General features: G+C 62.2%; 23 protein-coding genes and 1 pseudogene. 5 read left to right on the forward strand and 19 right to left on the reverse strand.

The window, feature by feature from the left end:
- Positions 1 to 102 precede the first annotated feature (102 nt).
- The gene (locus NKI46_RS25255) at positions 103 to 2,622 is read left to right on the forward strand and encodes an AAA family ATPase (RefSeq protein WP_352748360.1); all 2,520 of its coding nucleotides are present in this window, start codon (positions 103 to 105) and stop codon (positions 2,620 to 2,622) included.
- 237 nt (positions 2,623 to 2,859) lie between these two features.
- Here NKI46_RS25255 and NKI46_RS25260 read toward each other — a convergent pair whose 3' ends face one another.
- The 3 genes from NKI46_RS25260 to NKI46_RS25270 all read right to left on the reverse strand — a co-directional run bounded on the left by NKI46_RS25260 (position 2,860) and on the right by NKI46_RS25270 (position 6,462).
- A complete protein-coding gene (locus NKI46_RS25260) occupies positions 2,860 to 4,296 on the reverse strand; it encodes a hypothetical protein (protein WP_352748362.1) in 1,437 nt (478 codons plus the stop codon).
- Positions 4,262 to 5,467, reverse strand: a complete 1,206-nt coding sequence (locus NKI46_RS25265) for an MFS transporter (RefSeq protein WP_352748364.1) — start codon at positions 5,465 to 5,467, stop codon at positions 4,262 to 4,264. The genes NKI46_RS25260 and NKI46_RS25265 overlap by 35 nt, the downstream gene beginning before the upstream one ends.
- Before the next feature lie 107 nt (positions 5,468 to 5,574).
- Positions 5,575 to 6,462, reverse strand: coding sequence for a helix-turn-helix transcriptional regulator (locus NKI46_RS25270; protein WP_352748367.1), 888 nt, complete (start codon positions 6,460 to 6,462; stop codon positions 5,575 to 5,577).
- Positions 6,463 to 6,740: 278 nt separating this feature from the next.
- On the opposite strand from NKI46_RS25270, the gene NKI46_RS25275 reads away from it, so the two are divergent.
- Together NKI46_RS25275 and NKI46_RS25280 are read left to right on the forward strand one after the other, a co-directional pair.
- Positions 6,741 to 7,736, forward strand: a complete 996-nt coding sequence (locus NKI46_RS25275) for a class I SAM-dependent methyltransferase (RefSeq protein WP_352748370.1) — start codon at positions 6,741 to 6,743, stop codon at positions 7,734 to 7,736.
- 41 nt (positions 7,737 to 7,777) lie between these two features.
- Entirely contained in the window at positions 7,778 to 8,707 is a 930-nt protein-coding gene (locus NKI46_RS25280; RefSeq protein WP_352748664.1) for a LysR family transcriptional regulator, read from the forward strand.
- A 145-nt stretch (positions 8,708 to 8,852) separates the two neighbouring features.
- On the opposite strand, the gene NKI46_RS25285 is transcribed toward NKI46_RS25280, so the two are convergent.
- Together NKI46_RS25285 and NKI46_RS25290 are read right to left on the reverse strand one after the other, a co-directional pair.
- A complete protein-coding gene (locus NKI46_RS25285; RefSeq protein WP_352748373.1) occupies positions 8,853 to 9,032 on the reverse strand; it encodes a transposase in 180 nt (59 codons plus the stop codon).
- Positions 9,032 to 9,553, reverse strand: coding sequence for a hypothetical protein (locus NKI46_RS25290; RefSeq protein WP_352748376.1), 522 nt, complete (start codon positions 9,551 to 9,553; stop codon positions 9,032 to 9,034). Before NKI46_RS25290 ends, NKI46_RS25285 begins: the two co-directional genes overlap by 1 nt.
- A gap of 44 nt (positions 9,554 to 9,597) precedes the next feature.
- On the opposite strand from NKI46_RS25290, the gene NKI46_RS30975 reads away from it, so the two are divergent.
- Together NKI46_RS30975 and NKI46_RS25300 are read left to right on the forward strand one after the other, a co-directional pair.
- On the forward strand, positions 9,598 to 10,026 hold the full coding sequence (locus NKI46_RS30975) for a hypothetical protein (protein WP_502896841.1): 429 nt from the start codon (positions 9,598 to 9,600) through the stop codon (positions 10,024 to 10,026).
- 660 nt (positions 10,027 to 10,686) lie between these two features.
- Entirely contained in the window at positions 10,687 to 11,091 is a 405-nt protein-coding gene (locus NKI46_RS25300) for a GNAT family N-acetyltransferase (RefSeq protein WP_352748381.1), read from the forward strand.
- A gap of 47 nt (positions 11,092 to 11,138) precedes the next feature.
- Here NKI46_RS25300 and NKI46_RS25305 read toward each other — a convergent pair whose 3' ends face one another.
- The 14 genes and pseudogenes from NKI46_RS25305 to trbB all read right to left on the reverse strand — a co-directional run bounded on the left by NKI46_RS25305 (position 11,139) and on the right by trbB (position 22,537).
- Positions 11,139 to 11,786: a glutathione S-transferase family protein gene (locus NKI46_RS25305; RefSeq protein WP_352748384.1), complete on the reverse strand. Its 648-nt coding sequence runs from the start codon at positions 11,784 to 11,786 to the stop codon at positions 11,139 to 11,141.
- On the reverse strand, positions 11,783 to 12,223 hold the full coding sequence (locus NKI46_RS25310; protein ID WP_352748386.1) for an SRPBCC family protein: 441 nt from the start codon (positions 12,221 to 12,223) through the stop codon (positions 11,783 to 11,785). Before NKI46_RS25310 ends, NKI46_RS25305 begins: the two co-directional genes overlap by 4 nt.
- On the reverse strand, positions 12,220 to 12,558 hold the full coding sequence (locus NKI46_RS25315; protein WP_352748388.1) for an ArsR/SmtB family transcription factor: 339 nt from the start codon (positions 12,556 to 12,558) through the stop codon (positions 12,220 to 12,222). Before NKI46_RS25315 ends, NKI46_RS25310 begins: the two co-directional genes overlap by 4 nt.
- Before the next feature lie 51 nt (positions 12,559 to 12,609).
- Positions 12,610 to 12,843: pseudogene (locus NKI46_RS25320) on the reverse strand (DUF2274 domain-containing protein).
- Positions 12,833 to 14,086, reverse strand: a complete 1,254-nt coding sequence (locus tag NKI46_RS25325) for a TraB/TrbI/VirB10 family type IV secretion system protein (RefSeq protein WP_352748390.1) — start codon at positions 14,084 to 14,086, stop codon at positions 12,833 to 12,835. The pseudogene NKI46_RS25320 and the gene NKI46_RS25325 overlap by 11 nt, the downstream one beginning before the upstream one ends.
- Positions 14,083 to 15,222, reverse strand: a complete 1,140-nt coding sequence (trbG, locus tag NKI46_RS25330; protein WP_352748393.1) for a P-type conjugative transfer protein TrbG — start codon at positions 15,220 to 15,222, stop codon at positions 14,083 to 14,085. Before trbG ends, NKI46_RS25325 begins: the two co-directional genes overlap by 4 nt.
- The gene (gene trbF, locus NKI46_RS25335) at positions 15,219 to 15,902 is read right to left on the reverse strand and encodes a conjugal transfer protein TrbF (protein WP_352748395.1); all 684 of its coding nucleotides are present in this window, start codon (positions 15,900 to 15,902) and stop codon (positions 15,219 to 15,221) included. Before trbF ends, trbG begins: the two co-directional genes overlap by 4 nt.
- Before the next feature lie 2 nt (positions 15,903 to 15,904).
- Complete coding sequence (trbL, locus tag NKI46_RS25340) at positions 15,905 to 17,266, reverse strand: P-type conjugative transfer protein TrbL (RefSeq protein ID WP_352748398.1); 1,362 nt, start codon at positions 17,264 to 17,266, stop codon at positions 15,905 to 15,907.
- A 1-nt stretch (position 17,267) separates the two neighbouring features.
- Complete coding sequence (gene trbK-alt, locus NKI46_RS25345) at positions 17,268 to 17,663, reverse strand: putative entry exclusion protein TrbK-alt (protein ID WP_352748401.1); 396 nt, start codon at positions 17,661 to 17,663, stop codon at positions 17,268 to 17,270.
- Between the two features lie 10 nt (positions 17,664 to 17,673).
- Complete coding sequence (gene trbJ / locus NKI46_RS25350) at positions 17,674 to 18,432, reverse strand: P-type conjugative transfer protein TrbJ (RefSeq protein ID WP_352748404.1); 759 nt, start codon at positions 18,430 to 18,432, stop codon at positions 17,674 to 17,676.
- Positions 18,433 to 18,466: 34 nt separating this feature from the next.
- Positions 18,467 to 20,881, reverse strand: coding sequence for a conjugal transfer protein TrbE (gene trbE / locus NKI46_RS25355; protein ID WP_352748406.1), 2,415 nt, complete (start codon positions 20,879 to 20,881; stop codon positions 18,467 to 18,469).
- Positions 20,882 to 20,895: 14 nt separating this feature from the next.
- A complete protein-coding gene (locus NKI46_RS25360) occupies positions 20,896 to 21,192 on the reverse strand; it encodes a VirB3 family type IV secretion system protein (protein WP_023832366.1) in 297 nt (98 codons plus the stop codon).
- A complete protein-coding gene (locus NKI46_RS25365; protein ID WP_023694927.1) occupies positions 21,192 to 21,524 on the reverse strand; it encodes a TrbC/VirB2 family type IV secretion system protein in 333 nt (110 codons plus the stop codon). The genes NKI46_RS25360 and NKI46_RS25365 overlap by 1 nt, the downstream gene beginning before the upstream one ends.
- Positions 21,521 to 22,537 carry a P-type conjugative transfer ATPase TrbB gene (trbB, locus tag NKI46_RS25370; RefSeq protein WP_023715508.1) on the reverse strand — a complete coding sequence of 339 codons (1,017 nt, stop codon included), beginning with the start codon at positions 22,535 to 22,537 and terminating at the stop codon, positions 21,521 to 21,523. The genes NKI46_RS25365 and trbB overlap by 4 nt, the downstream gene beginning before the upstream one ends.
- Between the last annotated feature and the right edge of the window lie 100 nt (positions 22,538 to 22,637).

Raw genomic sequence — 22,637 nt, forward strand, 5'->3', positions numbered from 1 at the left:
CGCGGGAATCAGGTGACGTGAACAATCACCAGCCTGCCATGACCGCCCCCTCTCAGCGAATTTGCAGAACTCTCAGCACACTACCCTTTACATGGATTGAGCATGAGACTTTCAACCGTCTATGCGCGCTTCTACAAGTCGTTCAACTTCGACCATATCCGCAAGGCGACGCCCCACGCCCAGCCCAAGGGCGACTGGGAAATTTTTCGTGACGCCTGGTATCCCTACGTTGAGGTCGAGTTCGATAGTCGGATTACGACCATCGTCGGCGCAAACGAATCTGGGAAGAGCCACCTTCTGACTGCGGTCGAGAAGGCCGTGTCAGGGATTGGCTTCGAGCAGCGCGATCTATGCCGCTACTCGCCTTTCTTCAGCGTGGAGCGGGAGGCGACTTGCTGGCCGCACCTTGGCCTCGGTTGGAGTATGGTCGAGCCGGATGAGGCGGCAGCGATCGCCCACGTCGCCGGCACAAGAGATGTACAGTTCGACCGCTTCATGATGTTCAGGGAGAGGCCCGAGGTGCTCGACATTTGGATCCCAAACCCGGATGAAGGGTGGAAAAAGCACGTGGTCGAGGCGTCCTCCGTGGCACGAGCGCTCGCCGACATCCTGCCGAAGCCCTTCCGTATCATGCCGGACGTCGCCTTACCCGCAGCGGTCCCCCTGCACTGGCTGGCAAATGGGGACGCCCAGCCCAGCAGCATCTCCGACCGCAGACAGCGCACGACGCTCCTCGAAGTCGCCGGCAGCTTCGCGGAGATGCTAGGAGATGATAAGATATTCGCCGCCAACGCTCCCAATATACGGCTGGCGCTGTCACCAATCGCGAACGCCCTCCGCGAGGCTCGCCGCGTAGATGGCGCGGAGAAGTCGCTCGCTCTCGCGCGCGATTTGCTCTTGAAGCTCGGCAACGTCGAGCCGGCCAGGCTGAAGGATCTGCGCGAGGCGATCGCGGACGGCAAGGAGGGCTACGCCAACGCGCTAGTGGAAGCCATTAACGAACAACTGGAGCGCTATCTCAACTTCAAAAAGTGGTGGGTCCAGGACCGTGATTTCTCGCTGAAGGTCACACCGCGCGAACACGAGTTGGTATTCACGATCAGGGACCGTACGGGGACCGAGTATACCTTCGACGAGCGCAGCAGCGGCCTCAAATACTTCCTCTCATATCTCATCCAGGCCCAGTCGCACCGTCCACAGACTGAGCGCGAAAGCCTCTTGTTAATGGACGAACCAGATACCTACCTTTCCGCCGAGGCTCAGCAGGACCTCATGAAAGTCCTCCAGGATCTTGCCGACCCTCAGGACGGCCGCCCACCGGTGCAGGTGATCTACGTCACGCACTCGCCGTTCCTGCTGGACAAAAACTACGCCGAACGTATCCGAGTGCTCGAGAAAGGGCGCGGCTATGACGGCACACGGGTTGTTCGAAACGTTTCGCGAAACCACTATGAGCCCCTTCGCTCTGCTTTTGGTGCGTTCGTCGGCGAAACGGCCTTCGTGGGCTCAGTCAACTTGCTCGTCGAGGGGGTTACGGAACAGGTGCTTCTAGCGGGAGCCGCCCGAATCATGCGGCAGAGGCGTCCCGGCGTAGCGGCCGAGACCCTCGACCTCAACAATCTAGTGATTGTGCCCTGCGGATCGGCGAGCGAGATTCCTTACATGCTTTACCTGATCAGAGGTCGGGATACCGACAAGCCGCCTGTTGTCGCCCTCCTTGATTCTGACACCGCAGGCAACGATGCGGCCAACCATATGCGGACAGACAAGAAGGCGAAGCGCCTAATTGACAGCCAACACATCTTGCAGCTGGGAGCACTTGAACTCGCAGACGGCGTCGAGGTGAAGGAGATCGAGGACCTTATCCCCGTTGAACTCGCCACCGCCGCGATGAACGCGTGCATCGGCGAGATCACGCGGTTTCGCGATACGGAAGCTCCTACCATCTCCCTTCAAAGCATTCAGAGTCAGATTGAAACCGGCAAGTCGATGTTCGCCGCCATTCAGGCGGTCGCCAAGGCGGAGAGTGGACATATCGAGAAGCTCGGCTTCGCGCGTGCCGTCGTCGAAATAATCGAGCGAGACAAGGGTGATCTCCAGGGGCCCATCGACATCTTTCTCGAGCGTATGGCAATGCTCTTCAAGGTCGTAAACAAGGCGAGGCGGCAGGCACAGCGGGAAGCGAACCGCGAACGCCTGGGGGCAATGATCATGCGCTATCACAGCATCTTCATCCGCGATCACAAGAGCAGCGGGACTTGCGAGCAGGGCGCCGAGATTCTCGAGGAAATCCAGAGCCAACTCGACGACACGCCACAGTCCGACGACGTCCGCATCCGCATCCAGGTCGTCCGCCGCGAGTTTGCCCTGGACGAAGATCCTTCAGCGCCGATACCTCGCTTCGAGGCTTTTGTGGAGAGTCTGGCGAATCTCAGATTGCCCATGCAGGAGGTTGTCGAGCCCGACACGAAGAGCGAGGCCAAAGTGGCCGCATCCATATCGAGCCCGGTCAAGGGTAAGGCGGCCTCTGCTGAGGTTGTTGAACTCTCAACCGAAACTACCCCTTCGGAATTGGTCCAGTCGCCGCCGGCGGCGACCACTAAAACAACAAAGACTGCCTGACACGCCCGTCAGATCGAGAGCGCTGCAGTTCAGCACGTTGCTACTATTGGCCAGCCGCAATAATTCGGGAGATTCTCGATCTGTGTGCCTGTGTATGGCCTTTGGGTCGTGCGTCGGACTGACTGGAGAACGTCAGGTTTCGGGATCCGGGTCTGGCGGCTCCAACTACCGACATTGGGCGCAAAGCAGCCCTTCGCATTCCGGCACATATGCCAGCCGCTAGATCATATAAACAGTTCAGGAGAAGGCCCATTCCTCGTCGGCCGGCGTGACCAGCCCGTTCCGCAGGCGGCTGTGAAGTTCATGCCACGACGGGTCTGACACGAAGCCTTTCATGTCTCCACATGCCTCGGAAAAGGAAATGTCGCCCAGACGGTCGATAAAATCACTCATCCCGCCGTTCCTGCTATTTAGGAATAGCTCGAGCGGATCATCATCACACTCAATTACCCGATGTCCCCAAGCTCCCGGTACGTCGTCGGTTGCGAGAGCCTGCCGGAGATCTTCATCCACGCCTGCGGCCTCGAGCGCCCGGCAGACGACATAGCGCATCAGCGGGTAGTAGATCGGCTGATAGCTGCCTCCAAGCGCACGCACGCCGGGCAGGATCGACAAAACCAGAAACATCAGCAGGAGATTCGGAACAAGACTGCGGTTGGCCAACCGCTCGAGGATGTCGCAGGCTGTGAAGCACGCCACCTTCATACCGGTCGCAGGATCGATGAGTTCTCCGGCGATCAGACGCAGCGGAAGGCGTTTACCATTTTCATAGAGCCAGAAGAAGTCGGTACCGCGCGCCAGCCAGCCACTCCAGGGGCCGGACGCAACCCCGTCGAGACCGGCAAGGATATTGGAAGCGAACTTCGGGTCTTCCAGCAGTCTCATACGCAACCAGGAGTTTTCGTCCGACAGATGGTCGGCCACCAGGTCGGCGATATCCTCGTCGTCGATCTGCAGGAAGGCAAAGTGGTCTCCGAACATTTTTGGCCAAAGGATGAGATTGGCTGCCTTGATGGCATGCGCCGGCCGCTCGAATTGCGTCTTTGGCAGAAGGCTACGAAGCAGCGTGAGCGCGTCCCCCTCGGTGTTCGGCTCCCTCGGTAACAATTCGAATCTATAGGGTCCCGGCCCGGCTAGCAGGCTGTATCCGATCATCCGGCTGCGGCTGAGGCCGAAGACGTTGACCGGCTTCCCGTCAACGGTGAGCCAGCCTGGTCCCTTGCGTGGCTTTTCAACGAGGTTCACCGTCGACACGGCGTAGGAAACATAGGTCGAACATCCGTGCGCCGAGAGACCAAGGAGGCTGAAGATATGCGTGTAATAGGCTTCTGGCTCCATGAGGAGAAACAAATGAGGGCCGGTCTGCAACACGCGGCGCCTTTCGAAATCCCTGCAGATTTCCGAGACGGTGTCGGTCGACAAGCCGTTTCGTGTCGCTGCCTTCCTGATGATGTCCAGTAGTTTGGTGAACGCTCGGACCCGGATTTCTGGCATGGGAACCCAAGCCGGCGCCGTAAACAGGCGAAACGCATAATCGCGGATCGGCCGGGAATGGTATCGGCTCATCCAGGGGTAGAGTGCCGTCAGCGATTCCAGGACTGCCTGTTTCGCATCTACGCCTGCTGTTAGCTCTTCCACCTCACGATTCACCTTTTTCTTGTGGCTGACCGGCACCGACGCTCAAACACAAAATACTGATGAGGAGCACTACTCCGAAGCTGAAGAAAATCGTCGAAGGAAATGCTCGATCTCCAACAGCGGCGGCGATGCCGAAGGCGAGTAACCCGAGCGCCACGGCCACACTATGCATAGTGCCTTTGACCCGGCCCAACAGATAAACGGATACATGCGACTGCAATGTGACTTCAACGCTGACGCGTCCAAGATTGTATAGAAATCCGAGGGCGGCAAAAAGGATCACTGTCCAAGGCGTGGGCAGAGATGTCAGCGCCATGAGGACCAGCGCCGTTAAGCTCAAAAGCATGAGATGCCGCGCGTGGGTACTCATCGCTCTTTCAATTCGGAATAGAGAGACCGCGCCGATCAGTGAGCCCGCCGACCATGCAGCCTCGAGGTAGCCGAAATCCACGGCAGTTCCCTTCTGCTCCTGGAAGACGAAGCTAGATCCCATGACGCTGACAAGCACCGCGCTTGTATAGAGAAGTGCGTAGACGACAATGAGACGCCGCAGGCTCGGATCGATTTGGGCTGCCGAGATTTTGGCGATGCGGACATCGCGCGAAACCGGTTCCAGCCGCATCATGGCTAGGCAGCCCGCTGAAAACAAAAAGAAGGCAGCAAGAACGGTGAATGGCAGGGCTGGAGAGCGTTCATGCAGCAACGGCCCTGCAAGCAGAGCAGCGCCGAGGTTGCCGAACTGCATGGCGAAGAAGACGGCGGAATTCGTGGCTACAAGATAGCGGCCGTCAGCTATCACGGGGATCAATGATTGAGAGCTCGTAAGCGCGACACGGTCGCAAAACGAAAAGAGGGCCGCTGACAGGCAGATGATCAGCAACACGTCCATGTAGAGGAGCGCGCAAGCGGTAGCCAGCATAACGAGGAAGCGGCTGAGGTCTGCCGCAACGTTCAAGCATCGCCTGTCAAATCGATCCGCCGCTACGCCGGCCAAAGGGCTCGCGATGAATTCGACAACGCTGACGATCGCAAGGAACGTCGCCACGCCGGCAGTTGCGTATCCTCGGTCGACGAGAATCCAGGCGGAGGCGATGTAGTAGCCGTTTCGGGCAACAGCCGCCGATAGCGTGCTGGCCAGGAAACCGAGGCAGGGATTGGACCGGCCGGCCCGTCCTTTGCCATGATGATTTCGAACCATGTTTGACATGAGCGGCGTATCCGGGCTGACCGCCGATGGATACCTTCTTCCGCCGAGCTTGCTTTACTGTGATGTTGGGGTTTGCCGATACTTGCTGAGAACCAACAAGCGGCGGCCTAGATTCTGCTGTTACGACGAAATTCCGTGGGGGCCGTGCCGAAAGCCCGCTTAAAGGCGGTCGTGAAATGGCTCGAGCTGCCGAAACCACATTCCATCGCGATTTCCGTCGCCGACAGATTAGTCGATCGCAACATGTCCGCGGATTGCTCCAACCGTCGCTGCGCAATGAATGCGTGCGGCGTCATGCCTGTCGACTGCTTGAAGGCCCTCCAGAAATGGAACCGGCTAACCCCAATTTCTTTTGCCAGATCGGCGAGCGTAGGCCTGCCATCCGACAGCGCCTCGATCATTGCCACCGCGCGCTTGAGATCGAACGATGACAAACCGCCTTTTACCGGTTCCTGATGGACGCCGTTCAACCTTAACATTTGGCCAAGCAATTGCGTGGCCTGGCACTCCACCATCGTTGCGCTTATGGGGTCGGGCTGCTTGAGCTCCAAGGCAATCCTCTGCAACGCCAACTCTACAGTGCCGTCCCGAAACCCGATCGACGGCGGCAGCACTGCCGGGCGATGGCGAGCCGTTCCCGCAAACACATCGTCGGCGAACTCTTTTGCAATCGAGACCAGGAGGTAGGAAGCGGTCGCGTCCCCCTCGTCCCACCCATTCCAATCACTGCCGGCGGGCATGAAGATTATCGAACCGGCCCGGCGCGGCAAAAAGGCAATCCGGCGCCCATCCACGATGTCTTCTCCGCGGCGCGCCGTGCCCTTCAGGTTCATCAGGAACAAATGGTTTGGCTGCAGGATTCTTGTTTCCTGGCGCTCAAGCCCGGTTCTTTTGACCACGTCCGCCCGCACGCTCCCCCAATTCTCATACTTGTGGGCAAGCGATTGGTGCCGTGAACGGCGGTTCTCGGTCGGGTCGAGCGCAAGAGTATTCACGTATCCACAGCCTCCTTACAGGCGAGTGGCCAGTCGTCGCATGATGTGGCGAACCATGGGTTGCTGAACAACACGCAAATAACTCTGGATTGGTAGAAGATGTGACTTTAGTGAAAAAATGGCAAAGGAGTGAAAGCCGCCTGTATCCGGCAGCCCTACCAGTTGGCTCAGCCAATACTTGAGCGCGGTGAAATATTAGACCCCACTTATTTTCGTGGAATTTCCCTCGTCGACGTATCGGCATCTCACCAATGGAACGGTGCTGGAGGCATACTGCGATGCGTGGACTCGACGACTTTCTGGCTGAGTGCGACCACGGCCCACGGATCAACGGACTGGCAGGCTTTTTCGCGGCGACCGCCGCTGGCAAGAGCGGGATGCCAACCCGCAAGCCCGTCGCCGACGCCCGCCTTCTGCCCAGCGATGAACTGCTGCGCGGCCTGGTCAGCCTGCATGCGGCACGACAAGGGTTTTTCGACCAGCACTATCACGGCAGCATTCCTTACAGATTGGAAGAGGAGTGCCGGATGGCCTACGCAGTGCTGAAATACGCACGGGATCGTGGTGGTCCGCATTCCCTATACAGCCTTGGAACGGCGGAAGGCACGATGGCGAGGACACTGTCCGAACTGTCGGAGGGACAGGTACGCTCCCTGTCGTGCAGCCCGAACGCGGAGAATTACAATTGCTTCATGGCTTATGGCGAACCGCCGCACGCCGACTTTTTCGTCGGCCCCTTTCATCATTTGACGAAGGACGTCCTGCGTTCAGATCCGCGACTGGCAAATTTTGCCCACGGGTTCGACATTATTCTCGAAGATACGACCTTTCAGATGTACTCGCCAAACAGAGCAAGCCAGATCGAATTCGTCACCCAGCACCTCAAGCAGGACGGAATCTTCGTCTTCGTCGAAAAGTTCCGGGCAACCGAGGAGCCGGACTACAGGCGTCGCGAATACCAGAAGGATTTTGGGTTCAAGGCGCGCTATTTTCCCCCAGATGAAATCGAGAAGAAGCAAACCCTCGTTCTGGATACGATGTTCGGCAATGAGGTGACTTTGGCACAGATGGCCGACGCCATACGCCAGCATTTCAGCCACTGCGCCCTGACGTGGAACAGCGGAAATTTCTGTAGCCTTGCGGCGAGCAATAGCGAGGAAAACCTGAACCGGTACCTTTCCCAGATGGCCACTCCGGCAATTCCGCACGAGTACGTTTACGAAACGAGCTTGCGTCCGCCCCTGCCCGTGAGCGTCCCCGCCGCGCAGGAATAGGCTCCTTCGCCTTGGGACAGGTCGACAACACGCTCCGCCGTTTGGACCATGTCTTCGCAGCTGTCGATCATGGTAGCCTCAGGCAGGCCGCAAGAGTTCTCAGAGTGAGGGAATCCTGTGTCAGCCGCAACATAGTCGCTCTCGAGCAGTTGCTCGACATGCAGTTGTTTGAGCGCGACGTCCATGGCGTTCGGCTGACCGAGGCAGGCCGGGCCTGGGTCGATCTTGTCCGGGCCCATTATGAAGGCTTGCAGGATGCATTGGCTGGAGGTAGTCGCGGTCACCAGGATGTCAAAACGCTCAGGATAGGGTTATGCGCCCAGATGGGGCGCACGTTCGTGACGCGTCTCATCGATCGTTTTGGCCGTTTGCATCCAGACGTGTGCGTCGCGATCGAAGACGTTCCACTCGAACAGTGCCTGGCGGCTATACGCCGCCGGCGCCTCGACATCGTCTTCACGCACGGGCTTGAGGACGCCGCTTTGTGCCGTAGTGAGATATTTGCGCACGAGCGCTTGTTCGTTCTCCTGCCCTGCCGCCATCCGCTTGCTGAAAGGCCTGCGGTCACATGGGCAGATCTTGCAGACACGTGTCTGCTGGTCTCAGGCGGATCCTCCCGGGACCTGCGTTTGCTGGAGCAGATCGCTGCGAATGGTGGCCCCACTGTCCAGATATGTTGCGCCAGCGAAGCAACGGTCATCCTCAAGGTGCAACTCGGTCAAGGCGTGGCTCTGGCGGGCGAGGGTTTTGCCAGGACAGTCGCCATCGACGCCACGGTGTGGAAACCGATCAGTGGGCAGCACAGCGTCAGTTCGATCAAGGCAGTGTGGCTGGAATCGAACCCAAAGCGCGCGCTTTTGCGGCTGGTTGGGACCGCAAGAAACATGGTGGCAGCAACGCGACCCGGGCCTACCCCTGTCGATGCAGGAAGTTCGGAACGCCGCGGCACGATTTCTGAAGTCACGCCATGACTCGGAGGCGCGACTAACGCGGTTCGACTTCGGTCGCCCGGCCCTTAGCCAGTTTCCGAACGCTTTGCCCTCCAGGCTGTGGCAAAACGCCAACGGCCGGCCGCATCGGCAGCCAAGTTCAGCTGAAGCGAAGCGCAGCCTCGCCTCAGTTCGGGGTAATTACCCTTGTTCCGAAGGTGTTCGCGTCGTGAAGGATGTTGAAGGCCAGAATCGATAGAGCCGCTTCCGCCTTTACCGCCCTAAGCCCTCTGGTAAGGAACCTTCCGCCCGACATCCGCTTTATGGTGCCAAATGGATGCTCGACCGTGCATCGTCGGATCGTCATCAGGCTGGGGTTGGCGTGGATTCGTGCCTCATGCGATCAAGGGCACTGTGATCGACAAGCCGATGGATGGTGCGTTGGGCACCCGGTGTGCATCTCGGCTTCAACGCGCAGGTCGTGCAGGCCGACGTGCGATAGCGGATCGCCCAATTACGAGTATGGATTCCAGACCGGCGCATGGTTTGCCCGCCGGGGCATCGGATCGTGTCGCTGTCCTCGTCGTAGAGGAACTGGACCGGCCTAAAAAGTTCTGAGTTCATCGCGCCGCGCTTGATCGGCGCAGCGACCTCAATGTTCTCGCGTTCGCAGCGGGCGACTTCCTCGGCGTTTGAATAGCCCCCGTCGGTCAGCACCTGAAGCTGATCTACCTCCAGCACGGCCTTTGCCGCGACCGACATGGGATGAAGGAGACGGCTGTCGTTCGCGTCATTGTAGACGTCGTGGTGGACGATCAGTCCGCTCGCGACGTCGACGACGCTTTGCAGATTATATGAGGGGAGCTTCGGCGCATGGGCATATCCCATCGGCTTGGCCTCCGGTTCGCCAACACGAGGACCTTCTCGTCTCGTTGCTCGAGTTCCTGCTGTCGCCCGGACAGCCGATCCTTTCGACGCTGCAGGGAGGCAATGGCGGCCTTAAAGCCCTCGCGGTGCAGCGGCTGATCTTCAAACCGCTGCGCGACAGTCTCGTCGATGATATCGAGGCGGTCGAGGCAATAGGATCTCTTTTTCAGTATGCGCGATCCCGCGCGAGCCGCTCCGCGCCCGCGATGTTCTTCGGACTGGCGACGGCGCGCATCTTTTGGTGCCGTCGAGCGCGACCGATCGGCGCCAACCAAACTCTGTTCGCGACAGAACAGCACGAACGCGGCGTTGGCCGCGACGATCGCGTCAGGATAGTCATGGCGGAAAGCGGCAATGGTCCGATAATCTGGCCACATGCTTCAAGTCGCGCTTGCAGCCGCGCTCCAGATGCCGCGATGATCGGATCTGATTGAGGTAACCCCAGATGTAGAGGCGGAGCATATCGCCAGGATGATAACCTGGTCGCCCGGTCGAGGCCGCTATAGCGCGTGTGAAGCCAAGGTCGATGGAGATCCAGGCTGTCGACGAAAGAAAGCATCTACAACACGGACGAGCGTGTCAGGCCCGACATAGTCATCGATACAGGGAGGGAGCAGATCAACATGATCTCGCGCTGTACCCTCAATGAAGCTCATTGACATCTCCACGAAGCAGATCAGGTTTTGTTTGATTCTACACTTATTTGTTCACGGGAAAGGCTTTGCGTTGATTTTCGAACACCAGCGGAGAGGCAGGATCGCGGCACTTCGAAGACCTTACAGCTTCCGAGAACAGTGGATCCTTGCCAGACCATCTGCGCCTCTCATGGTTGGATATCTGCCGTCCTTAACACGAGAGATGATGAGCAAACGAGGCGTCGATCCGCTGCTTCTGAATGCGTGGCTTTCAGCCCGATCGCTCGCCCGAGGACTGCCATCGCCGGTCCCCCAATATGGAGGCTTCCGCGTCGATACCAATTCGGATGCCGAGGTCGCCCGCTGGGTTTTCCCCGAGATGGGGCCGGGTCTCGAAGAGCTTGCTCATTCTATCAACGACCCTCGCTATTCCTGAAACTCTGCGGTTCAGCCGACGAATTGCAAGCAGTCCTGCCGATTGGTTGGGTGCTTCACGCCCCAAGCTACTTCATGCAGGCAGGCGATGAGCCCGCCGGGAGGCACCTGACCGAAGGATATAGGATAGAGACGAAACGCGTCGGCATGGTTTCAGAGGCACGGATATATTTCGAAACGGGAGCGCTGGCGGCCAGCGGTTATGCGGCGGAGACGCAGGAGGTCTTCATCTACGATCGGATCGTGACGGAGCCTCAGTATCGTCGGAAGGAGCTAGGACTCGCCATAATGACGACTTTGCATGCGGCCAAACAGCATCCCAGCATCCCCGAATTGCTCGTCGCCACGGAAGACAGCCGAGCGCTCTATTCGACGCTGGGATGGGAAACGATCTCGCCGTATTCCACAGTATCGATCGTCACGCCGTGACAACGGCTATTGGCGCTTGCCGCATCGCCGTTTAGCTGGCGCAAGTATCAAGCTACGTCTCCCGCAGCAAAGTGAGCCATCTGGTCGTCATACGCCGTTAGGAAGGCCGGTCGCGCCGTCATGCGCGCGACATAAGCGTGGCAAGCCGGGTACATCGCAAGACCATCGAACTTATCCACCTGCCGCAGCACGTCCGCCATCAGCAAGTCGGCAACTGTAAATCGATCGGCCACCAGCCACGCGCGGCCGGCCAACACCGCCTCCATCCGCTCGAGCCTGGCCTTCAGGAAGTCCTCTACGAACTTGGCCTCGGGCGATTCGCCAGGATAGCCCATGAAGCGGAACAGCGCCCATGGCTGGCTCGGCAGGTCGACTGAGTTGAGTGCGGCGATGACCCACTCCACCACTTCGGCCCGGCCGCGTGGATCGGTGGGCATCAGCGCCGGGCTCTTCTCGGCAAGGTGCAGCAGGATCGCGCCGCTCTCGAAGATGGTGAGGTCTCCATCGGTCAACCACGGAATCTGGCCGAAGGGTTGGGCAGCGAAATGCTCAGGGCCTCGCTCTCGAAACGGCGTGCTCTCCACGCGGTAAGGCAGCCCCGCCTCCTCCAGCGCCCAGCGCACCCGTAGGTCCCGCACAAGACCGCGCGGCGGCTCGGGAACCCAGTCGTAGGTGGTGAGGATAAGTTCGCTCATGGGGCAACTCCAAGGAAGACGGGAAGCTTGTCGAGAAGGCCGTTCCAGCCGTGCTCATGGCTGTCGCGAGCTTCCTCATCGGGCAAGCGTTCATGGGTGAGGGTGAGCTCCGTTCCGCCGTCGAATGGCTCCAGGCGGAAGGTCACCAGCGATTCCGGTTCCGGCGCTCCGGGCACGTCCCAGGTGAAGACCAGCTTCTTCTCGGGCGCCACCTCGCGATAGACGCCGGTCGGATTGTGCTCGTCACCGTTCAGCAATCGAAACACGACGCTGAACCGGCCGCCCGGACGAACGTCCGCCTCCACGCTGAGGGTCGGCCCAGCGTCGGGACCCCACCATTGCAGCATCAGGTCCGGCTGGGTGATCGCCGCCCAGACCTTGGCGGGCGGGGCCTTGATCCGGCGGACTAAGGTGAGGCTCGGCAAGCGGTCGGTCATGGCTCGCCATCCTGTTCAACAAGGGCAGTCAGCCGATCGAGGCTAACCGACCAAAAGCGTTCGTAGCGGTTGAGCCAGGCGATCGCCTCTTGCATCGGCGCCGGCGAGAGGGTCACCGCCACGGTGCGACCGGTCTTGGTCCGGGTAATCAGGCCCGCGTCTGACAGGACATCGAGGTGCTTGGTCATGCCGGGCAATTTCAGCGAAAACGACTCGGCGAGGGCGCTGACAGAGAGGCCGGGTTCGTCGATCAGACGCTGCAGGACGCCACGCCGAGTGGAGTCGGCCAGAGCCCAGAAGGTGCGATCCATGCCGGAGGAATGATACTTCGCCATGCAGCGAAGTATCATTCCTCCGGCTAACAATGTCAATCAGCGAATGGCTTGCTAGGGGTTTTGCGCAGCCTGCCTCGCAAAGCCCCGATCCGTCGCAATGAACCGTCCCAACATCGCAACGATGAGCCGCGGCGCATCGGCTGGCCGTTGCCCGCTTCGCGGCCGAGGATCTCAGCATGAAGCGGTCAGATTGCGGTGCAGTGCCGCAGGGAGTTCCACCATGACCTTGACGGCTTTGTCGTTAGCAATTGGCCCCAGTTTCAGCTTGGCCATTTCAGCCTCCATAAGGTTCAAGCACGAGATCACGCGTGACGATGACGCGCACCGGGTATCCCGGTCGGATGGTGAGTGTCGGCGCTATATTGAGCTGCCGCTGGACGATCTGCTGGCCTGTCTGGCTGATGCTGTCCGAGGCGCCCTGGCGAAGAGCGCGCATGATGTCGCTCTCCTGGCCCGATGAGCCTGCCTGTGCCCCGATGCTCAGAACTGTGGAAAGTGCTGCAGCCTTGAAGAGCTCGCCCCAATGATAGTCAACGCCATCCTGAAGGCCAGCATAGCCCTCGGCGTCCGCGCCAGGCTCACGTTCCAGAACGATGGAGCGGCCGTCAGGAAAAATCAGCCTCGTCCAGGCCAGCAACACGCGACGCTGGCCGAAGCCGACACCATTGTCATACTGGCCGATGAGACGCGTGCCCTGCGGAATGAGCCGGATGTGTCCGGTGGGGCTGTCATAGACATTCTCCGTCACCTGTGCGGTAATCTGACCCGGCAGGTCCGAGCGAATGCCGGTGATGAGGGCGGCGGCGATGACGGCGCCCGCCTGCAGGACGTTTTCCGACGCCGGCGCCGCGACGCGATCTGGCGACACGGTGCGCTTGTCCGGCGGCTGATCGAGGAACGCGCGCTGCCGGTCCTGCGCCGAGGGCGTGGCCGGCTGCGGCGCGAGCCCAAGGCTGGCGAGATCAGTCGGTGACGGGGTGGCTGTCGTGCCTGTTCCAGGCTGAGGGGCCATCGTGTCACTTGCAGGCCGCGTTTGCGTGGACGCGAACAAGCGCGCCGTCCTCGCCGCTTCCAGTTCCTGCTCCCGGCGCTGCTCCTCCTGGTCCGGTCCAACGGGACCTGTCGATGGCGCGGGGCCGCCATTCTGCGCGGCGAGGATCGGGCGGCCAAGATCGCCGGGAAGCGGTGGGCCAAGCTTCGGAACGCCCGCATAGTCCTTCGGCAGGCCGGCGAGCCCATCGGGCATCGAACGATTATCGGTTGAATACAGCTCCTGACCCTGGCCTTGTTCACGGTTCTGCAGCGCATAAATCAACGCACCGCCGACAGTGAGGCTTGCGGCGAGCCCTAACCCGGCCAGCGCCTTGCGGGACAGACGCGTCACCCGCGGCGGCTCGGCGCGCAGCCGCATGGCCGCGGCCGGCTCGCCTGTCAGCGGCCGGGCGCCATCCTCGACCGACGCCTCCGGCCGGGCGTCATCCGCCGGCCCCCGGCCTTCTTCCTTCCCGGGATCCAATCTCTCGCTCATGATGACGACCCTCCCCCGTCTGTTCGGAGGTTCGTCGCTGGCGGGGTCTCAGCAGGGCCACGCATCCATGAAAATCGACTGCTCCTCACCCCGTCGGTGCGGGAGATGCGGACGCGCTGCTGGTTCTTGCCGGCGCCGAAGCGCAACTCGGCGGCGGCAAACAGCCGGTCGACGATCATGTAGTTGCCGCGCACGCGATAGTTGACCAGCTCGGACGTGTCACCTTCCGGCCCGACCACGAAAAGTGGCGGCATCTCGCCCTGGCCGATGCCCCGCGGGAATTCGATGAACACTTGCTTGCCGTCGTCGAAGGCGCGCAACGGCCGCCATGGTGCGCGATCGCCTGTCACCTCGTAGCGGAAATTGACGCGAGAAAGATCGATGCCCGTCGAGACCGGCTGCACAGCTTCAGCCTCTTGGTTCTGACGCCGCAAAGCGATGAGTTGGTCCTGCGGGTATTGCCAGGAAACCGACGCCATATATGTCGACGGCGTCGAGCGCAGTTCCATGTGATAGGTACGCCGATCGGTATTGATGACGAGATTGGTGAGAAGGTCGGCGCGCGTCGGCTTGACGAGGATGTGGACTTGCTTGGCCCCGCCCGTACCGCTCTCGGTATCGCCGATGATCCAGCGCACGGTGTCGCCGGCGGCGACGGGACCGGAGCCGACGAGCTGCTCGCCGGGCTGGAGCGCGATATCGGTGATCTGCCCTGGCGAGGCATAGACCTGATAGAGCGCGCCATCGACGAATGGATAGACCTGCATCGAGTTGATGAAGCCGTTGCGGACAGGCTGGACGCGCGCGGCCGCATTGGCCAAGTTCACGCGCGCGGCCGGATCGGTCGGTTCCGGGTCGGGCTTTGCGGCCTTGCCGACCGGCTTCAACTGGCCTGGAAGCGGCAGCGGCTTGGACAGCTCAACCACCTTGACGGGCGGTGGCGGATCGACCGCCTGCACGGCCGGGACCGGATCGTCATAGGAGATCTCCGGCGGCTTCTGCTTGGTGGCGCAGCCCGCAAGCGCCGAAGTGCAAAGCAAAAGTGCTGGAAAGGCCATTTTGCGGAAGGCCGACCTTGTGTGGATGAGGAAAGCCGGACGCCCCCAGGGGGCGGCTTTGCAGAGTGCGGGCATCATTGTCCAAGCTCCTTCGACCAGTTGATGGCATTGATGTAGATGCCGAGCGGGTTCTTCCTCAGCGCGTCGGCGTCGCGCGGGGGCTGGACGACAATGGTGAGGATGGCGGACCAGCGCTCGGTAGAAGCGAGTGAGCCGTCCTGATAGCGGCGTTCGACCCAGGCGATGCGGAAGCTCGACGGCGATGCGCGGATGACCGACGACACGTCGACGGCGACCTGCTGCTTGCCGACCTTGGTGAAAGGGTCATTGGCGCGCGCATAGTCGTTGAGAGCCAGCGCACCGCCCTGCGTCGCGAAGTCATAGGCGCGCAGCCAGTTCTGCCGCACGATGACCGGATCGGCGGGGATCGACCTCACCTGTTCGATGAAGTGCGCCAGGGAGAAGGCGATCTGCGGATCTTTCGGCTGATAGTCGCCGGCCGCAGGCCCCACAGCCTGCGCCTGACCGAGACGATCGACCTGCACCACCCAAGGCACGATCGAGCCGTTGGCGGATTGCCAGACGAGCGCGGCGGAGAACCCCGCGGCGAGCGCCAGGCAACCAAAGGCCATGGCGCGCCAGTTGCGCGCCTGCACGCGGGCCGAACCGATGCGCTCGTCCCAGACCTGGGCAGCGCGCTGGTAGGGTGTCTCGGGTTGTGGGGACTTGCCGTAGTGCGTTGACGGTCGTTTGAACATGCTCAGTCACTTTCAGAGAGGTTGATTGAGGAGCCGCCGCCATGGCTGTCGCCACTGCGAACGGCGTGAGCGGCGGCCTGGACGCCATGGGTCATCCGTTGCGAGCGCTTCATGCGCTTTGCCCAGGCAGGCTGACTTTCGGTTGCGGAGGAGGCGAAGGGAGCGGAGCCGGCTTCGACAGCGTTCGCGCCGATTGTGCCAGCGGTGGAGGATCCACCCGTCGTCTCGAAGGCAGCGCGAGCGCCCGACTGGTAGCTGTGCTTCACGCTGCCTGCCGCATGATTGGCCGCGCGCTTCAGCGGTGAGATGGCACCTTGGGCGCCGGCGCTGATGACACCGCCGACACCGGATGCAACCCCGGAAAAGCCAGACTCTCCGGCAGCGCCGAGGCCGTAGGCTGTGGATGCCCTGCCCGCCATGGCGGCACCGCCACGGGCCGCCGATGCAGCACCGCCGCTGACAGCCGCGCCTCCAGACACGACTGCGCCGGCGGCCGCTGCGCCCACTGCTGCCATGCCGCCGGCGGCTAGCCCGGTGCCGACTGCCGCACCCGCGCCGAGCTGCGGGCCGCCGGAGACGAGACCATTGGCAATGCCCGGTCCAAAGATCCCAAGGCCGAGCAGTGACAGCGCGGCCAGCACGATCGCCATGGCATCGTCGATCGACGGCGTGGTGCCGCCGAATCCCGAGGTGAACTCGGAAAAGAGCGTCGAGCCGATGCCGATGATGACGGCGAGCACCAGCACCTTGATGCCGGACGAGATGACGTTGCCAAGCACCCGCTCGGCCATGAAGGCGGATTTGCCAAACAGACCGAATGGGATCAGCACGAAACCGGCGAGCGTCGTCAGCTTGAACTCGATCAGCGTGACGAAGAGCTGGATCGCCAGGATGAAGAAGGCCAGTAGCACCAGCGCCCAGGCGAAGAACATGCAGGCGATCTGGATGAAGTTCTCGAAGAAGGACCAATAGCCCATCAGGTTCGAGATCGAGGCCAGCAACGGCCGGCCGGCGTCGAGCCCGGTCTGCGCCACCTTGCCCGGGCGCATGAGATCGTTGACGGTAAAACCCGTACCCGAGGCCTTCAGACCAAGCCCGGCGAAGCTTTCGAAGACGATGCGGGCGAGATTGTTCCAGTTGGAGATGAGATAGGCGAAGACGCCGACGAACAGCGTCTTCTTGACGAGGCGCGCCATGATGTCGTCGTCCGCCCCCCAGGACCAGAAGAGCGCCGCCAACGTCACGTCAATGACGATAAGCGTCGTGGCGATGAAGCCAACCTCGCCGCCGAGCAGGCCGAAGCCGCTGTCGATGTAGCGCGTGAAGACTTCGAGGAAATGGTCGATGACCCCCATGCCGCCCATATCAGCGGATCTCCGGCCGGGGCGGCTCGACCTGCATCTCAGGAGCGGTCACATCCGCTCCCTCCCCTTCTTGCCGGTCGCCTGACGCCGGCACTTCAGGGAATAACGTTTTCGGGGCAACGGCAGCAGGCGCCGGTGCCGAGTCATGTTGACCGAGAAACCGGCGCCGGCTCTCTGCCCACGCTTTCAGACAACCGGGATCGCGAGGACCGGCCTCGCCGATCCCGGAACAGCGGCGCAATTCGGCCGCGAGCGGGTCTTCTGACGCGATGGAACGGTCCCGTGTCCCAAGGGCGTCAAGCTCATCGTCCTTGCTGCTCATCTCGATCGCGGTCACTGTCAAAGCGACCGCGATGAAGACGACCGCACTGACACGAGCGAGGATCTTGCCATCCATCTCGCCGGCCTCAGTTCTTGCCATAGAACATCTGCGCACTGCCGGGCTGGTAGCCCGAGCCCTGCGTCAGGAAGCGGCGGCGCTGCTCTCGGCCCTGGTCGGCGGCGGTGGCCTGCTCGGCCGATTGCAACGCTTGCGCCCGACCGTTCGCGGCGACGACAGCGGCGAGATCGGCGAGCTGCTGCACTTGGAGCGCGAGGAGCTGGTTGCCGGCCTGTGTTGCCTGAAGCGCGCCGGTCGCACCCTGGCTCTGGCCGACCAGCGCCGACATCTCGTTGCGATTGGTGTCAATGTTGCCGACGACGCCCGCCTGCACACGCATGGCATCCTGAAGGCCACCGACCGTGTTGCCCCAGCGCGAACGCGCGTCGGCGACGAGTTGCTGATCCGAAGCCGACAGCGAGACGTTGCCGTATTTCTGCTGGAAGGCCTGATCGATCTGTTGGACATCATAGGCAACGTTCTGCGCCTGGCCCAGCAATTGCTGCGTACGCTGCACGGACTGCTGGAGCTGTTGCAGCGAGGAGAACGGCAGGCTTGCGAGATTGCGGGCCTGGTTGATAAGCATTTGCGCCTGGTTCTGAAGCGAGGTGATCTGGTTGGTGATCTGCTCGAGCGAGCGCGCTGCCGTCAGGACGTTTTGCGAATAGTTGGAGGGATCGAACACGATCAAGGCGTGTGCCGGCGTCGTCAGCATCGGCGCGACGGCGGCGGGAGCGACAAGCAGGGCGGCAGCGAGCCGCATGCCAAGGGAACGGCGCAGTTTCATGGGGACTTCTCCTTGTTGGTGACGGCGGGGCTGGTTAGGCGGGAACGAGTTCAGCGGCCCAGCCGACGCCACGGTGGTTGAGCCAGGCAGCGAGGAAACCGTCGTGGCCGTGCTCGGCCACGATGCTGGAGATCGCGGCCTGGTCGGTCTTCGCGGATACGGCGCAAAGCGCGAGTGCCACATCCGACAGACCGAGTTCGAACAGCCGGTTGCCGCGACGGGACTGGCAATAATAGTCGCGCTTCGGCATTGCCCGCGCGATGATCTCGATCTGCCGATAGTTGAGGCCGAAGCGGCGGTAGATTGCCGTGATCTGCGGCTCGATGGCGCGCTCGTTCGGCAGCAGAAGCCGAGTCTGGCAGCTCTCGATGATCGCCGGCGCGATCGCCGAACCATCGATGTCGCTGAGCGACTGCGTGGCGAAGATGACGCTGGCGTTCTTCTTGCGCAGCGTCTTTAGCCATTCGCGGAGCTGGCCGGCAAAGCCCTCATCGTCCAGCGCAAGCCAGCCTTCGTCGATGATGAGGAGGGTTGGCGAGCCATCGAGCCGGTCCTCGATGCGATGGAAGAGATAGGACAGGACCGCGGGCGCAGCACCCGTTCCGATCAGCCCTTCGGTTTCGAATGCCTGGACCGACGCCGATCCGAGCTGCTCGCGCTCGGCATCGAGCAGGCGGCCGTAGGGACCCCCAACGCAATAGGGGCGCAGCGCCTGCTTGAGATCATTTGATTGCAGCAGGACGAACAGACCGGTGATGGTGCGCTCCTCGACAGGCGCGGACGCCAGGGAGCTCAACGCCGTCCAGATATGCTCCTTGACCTCAGGCGTCATCGCCACGTTCTCCCGCGTCAGGATCGACACGATCCAGTCGGCGGCCCAGGCGCGCTCGTGGACATGATGAATGCGGGCGAACGGCTGAAGGCTGACGCTGTCGATCGCCCCATCGCTGAGATCGCCGCCGAGATCATGCCAGTCGCCGCCCATGGCGAGTGCCGCCGCGCGGATCGAGCCGCCGAAATCGAAGGCGAAAACCTGCGAGCCTGCATAGCGGCGGAACTGCAGCGCCATCAGCGCCAAAAGCACGGACTTGCCGGCGCCGGTCGGGCCGACGACCAGCGTGTGGCCGACGTCGCCGACGTGAAGCGAAAGCCGGAACGGGGTCGAGCCTTCGGTCTTGCCGAAAAGCAGAGGGGGCGCTGCAAGATGCTCGTCCCGGACCTCGCCCGCCCACACCGCGGAAAGCGGAATGATGTGGGCGAGATTAAGCGTGGAGATGGGAGGTTGACGGACGTTGGCGTAGACGTGACCCGGCAGGCTGCCGAGCCAGGCGTCAACGGCGTTGATGGTTTCGATGATCGCCGTGAAATCGCGGCCCTGGATGACCTTTTCGACCAGGCGCAGTTTTTCGTCGGCGATGTTGGGATCATCGTCCCACACCGTCACCGTCGCGGTGACATAGGCCATGCCGGCATAGTCGGCGCCGAGTTCCTGCAGCGCCATGTCGGCATCGGCGGCCTTGTTTGCGGCGTCGGTGTCCACGAGGACGGACGCCTCGTTGGTCATCACCTCCTTGAGGATCGCCGCCACTGACTTGCGCTTGGCGAACCATTGACGCCGGATCTTCGTCAGCAGCCTGGTGGCATCGGTCTTGTCGAGCAGGATCGCGCGTGTCGACCAGCGATACGGAAACGCCAGCCGGTTCAGTTCGTCGAGCAGACCCGGCGTGGTTGCGGTCGGGAATCCCGTGACCGTGAGAATGCGCAGATGCGACGCGCCAAGCCGCGGCTCGAGCCCGCCGGTCAGCGGCTGGTCGGCCAGCATGGCGTCGAGATACATCGGCGTTTCGGGAACGCGGACACGGTGGCGATTGGTCGAGACGCAGCCATGCAGATAGGTCAGCGTCTCGGCGTCATCGAGCCAGCGGCACTCCGGCATGAAGGCTTCGACAAGGCGCAAGACGCGGTCGCTGCGATCGGCGAACCCGGTCAGCGCCGCGTTGGGGTCGAGGCCCTTCTTCTCGCGGCCTTCGTAGAGCCAGCTTTCCGCGCGGGCGGTGTCTTCGGCGGGCGCAAGATAGGTGAGCGTCAGGAAGTAGCTGGACTCGAAATGCGCGCCGGCCTCCTCGAAGCCCGCCTTTCGCTCCGCATCGACTAGCGTGGAGGCCGCATCCGGAAAGCTGCTGTCGGGATAGCGGGTCGAGGCATGGCGCTGCGCTTCGACGAAGATCGCCCAGCCGGAGCCGAGACGGCGGAAGGCATTGTTGAGCCGGCCGGCGACGGCAATCAGTTCGGCCGGAACGGCGCTGTCGAGATCGGGGCCCCGAAAGCGCGCGGTCCGCTGGAAGCTGCCATCCTTGTTGAGGACGACGCCGGCACCGACCAATGCCACCCAGGGTAGGAAGTCGGCGAGCCGGCTGCTACGGTTGCGATATTCGGCAAGGTTCATCATCGGTGCGACCTCGCTCAAACAGTGAGATGCGCTGGGATGCGCAAATGCCGGCGAACGACGTCGACGAAAAGCGGATCGCGCTTGGCGGCCCAGACGGCGGCGACATGGCCGATGGCCCAGATGGCGATGCCGACGAGCCAGAGACGCAGTCCCAGCCCCACGGCGCCCGCGAGCGTCCCGTTCATGATGGCAATGGCGCGCGGGGCGCCACCGAGCAGGATCGGCTCGGTCAGCGCCCGGTGCACGAGGACCGCATAACCCGGCACTGCGTAGTCCGGCATTGGGCCGCTCTGTTCGACAGCGCCCGCCATCAGACCAGCGCTCCGCCGCCGAACGAGAAGAACGACAGGAAGAAGCTCGACGCCGCGAAAGCGATGGACAGGCCGAACACGATCTGGATGAGCCGGCGGAAGCCGCCCGACGTGTCGCCGAAGGCGAGCGTCAGGCCGGTGACGATGATGATGATCACCGCCATGATCTTGGCAACCGGGCCTTCGATCGACTGGAGGATCTGTTGCAGCGGTTGTTCCCACGGCATCGACGAGCCGGAGGCATGGGCGGGCGCGGCCATCACCAGGATGAGCGTGGCACCCGTAACTGTCATGGCGAGACGATGGCGCGTGAGGCGCAGGCGTTGGATCATGGATTTTCTCCTTCAGGGTTTTGGACGAGCAAGGTCGGGCCCTCGTCGCCATCGAGGACGGCTGGCGCGACCCGGTAATCACCGTCCGGGCGCAGGCCATCGACACGGGCGAGTTCGGACAGCCGGCGCGCGGAACCGCGGCCGGAAAGGACGGCAACCAGGTCGATCGTTTCGGCGATCAGAGCGCGTGGAACCGTGACGACGGCTTCCTGGATGAGCTGTTCCATGCGGCGGAGCGCGCCAATGGCGCTGCCGGCGTGGATCGTGCCGAGGCCGCCGGGATGGCCGGTGCCCCAGGCCTTGAGCAGTTCGAGCGCCTCGGACCCGCGCACCTCGCCGACCGGGATGCGGTCGGGGCGCAGGCGCAACGATGAGCGGACAAGATCAGATAGAGACGCGACGCCGTCTTTCGTGCGCATTGCCACGAGATTTGGCGCGGCGCATTGCAGTTCGCGCGTATCCTCGATGATGACGACGCGATCGGCGGTCTTGGCCACTTCAGCGAGCAGCGCGTTGATCAGCGTGGTCTTGCCCGTGGAGGTGCCGCCTGCAACGAGAATGTTGGCGCGGTTGGCAACGCCCTGGCGCAGCGTGTCCGCCTGGCGCGCCGACATAATCCCGGCCGCGACATAGTCCTCAAGGGTGAAGATGGCGACGGCGGGCTTGCGGATCGCGAAGGCGGGCGCCGCGACGACGGGAGGAAGAAGCCCCTCGAAGCGCTCGCCCGTCTCGGGCAACTCCGCCGAGACGCGTGGGGCGCCGGCATGGACTTCGGCACCGACATGATGAGCGACGAGGCGAACGATGCGTTCGCCGTCCGCCGCCGACAGGCGCTCTCCTGTGTCGGACAAACCCTCGGACAGGCGATCGATCCACAAACGCCCATCGGGATTGAGCATCACCTCGACGATGCCGGCGTCGTCGAGATAGCGCGCGATCGCGGGTCCGAGCGCCGTGCGCAACATGCGTGCGCCGCGAGCCAGACCTTCTGAATTGTGAGGCGAAGCTGCCATCCTGTCCCCGTTTCGATCCGGGGAACATCGGCGGCCCCTGGACGGGGATGATTAAGAGAGCCGTATCTCGAGTGGTTTCAACACCTATGTCGAGGCGTAG

It is taken from the genome of Mesorhizobium sp. M0615 (assembly GCF_040320805.1).
GTDB lineage: Bacteria > Pseudomonadota > Alphaproteobacteria > Rhizobiales > Rhizobiaceae > Mesorhizobium.

What these genes read in the sequence shown, in the direction of transcription:
- NKI46_RS25255 (WP_352748360.1), top strand. Translation starts at nt 103, where the DNA reads ATGAGACTTTCAACCGTCTATGCGCGCTTCTACAAGTCGTTCAACTTC.
- NKI46_RS25265 (WP_352748364.1), bottom strand. Translation starts at nt 5,467, where the DNA reads ATGTCAAACATGGTTCGAAATCATCATGGCAAAGGACGGGCCGGCCGG.
- NKI46_RS25275 (WP_352748370.1), top strand. Translation starts at nt 6,741, where the DNA reads ATGCGTGGACTCGACGACTTTCTGGCTGAGTGCGACCACGGCCCACGG.
- NKI46_RS25285 (WP_352748373.1), bottom strand. Translation starts at nt 9,032, where the DNA reads ATGACGATCCGACGATGCACGGTCGAGCATCCATTTGGCACCATAAAG.
- NKI46_RS25290 (WP_352748376.1), bottom strand. Translation starts at nt 9,553, where the DNA reads ATGGGATATGCCCATGCGCCGAAGCTCCCCTCATATAATCTGCAAAGC.
- NKI46_RS25305 (WP_352748384.1), bottom strand. Translation starts at nt 11,786, where the DNA reads ATGAGCGAACTTATCCTCACCACCTACGACTGGGTTCCCGAGCCGCCG.
- NKI46_RS25310 (WP_352748386.1), bottom strand. Translation starts at nt 12,223, where the DNA reads ATGACCGACCGCTTGCCGAGCCTCACCTTAGTCCGCCGGATCAAGGCC.
- NKI46_RS25315 (WP_352748388.1), bottom strand. Translation starts at nt 12,558, where the DNA reads ATGGCGAAGTATCATTCCTCCGGCATGGATCGCACCTTCTGGGCTCTG.
- NKI46_RS25325 (WP_352748390.1), bottom strand. Translation starts at nt 14,086, where the DNA reads ATGAGCGAGAGATTGGATCCCGGGAAGGAAGAAGGCCGGGGGCCGGCG.
- trbG (WP_352748393.1), bottom strand. Translation starts at nt 15,222, where the DNA reads ATGATGCCCGCACTCTGCAAAGCCGCCCCCTGGGGGCGTCCGGCTTTC.
- trbF (WP_352748395.1), bottom strand. Translation starts at nt 15,902, where the DNA reads ATGTTCAAACGACCGTCAACGCACTACGGCAAGTCCCCACAACCCGAG.
- trbL (WP_352748398.1), bottom strand. Translation starts at nt 17,266, where the DNA reads ATGGGCGGCATGGGGGTCATCGACCATTTCCTCGAAGTCTTCACGCGC.
- trbK-alt (WP_352748401.1), bottom strand. Translation starts at nt 17,663, where the DNA reads ATGGATGGCAAGATCCTCGCTCGTGTCAGTGCGGTCGTCTTCATCGCG.
- trbJ (WP_352748404.1), bottom strand. Translation starts at nt 18,432, where the DNA reads ATGAAACTGCGCCGTTCCCTTGGCATGCGGCTCGCTGCCGCCCTGCTT.
- trbE (WP_352748406.1), bottom strand. Translation starts at nt 20,881, where the DNA reads ATGATGAACCTTGCCGAATATCGCAACCGTAGCAGCCGGCTCGCCGAC.
- NKI46_RS25360 (WP_023832366.1), bottom strand. Translation starts at nt 21,192, where the DNA reads ATGGCGGGCGCTGTCGAACAGAGCGGCCCAATGCCGGACTACGCAGTG.
- NKI46_RS25365 (WP_023694927.1), bottom strand. Translation starts at nt 21,524, where the DNA reads ATGATCCAACGCCTGCGCCTCACGCGCCATCGTCTCGCCATGACAGTT.
- trbB (WP_023715508.1), bottom strand. Translation starts at nt 22,537, where the DNA reads ATGGCAGCTTCGCCTCACAATTCAGAAGGTCTGGCTCGCGGCGCACGC.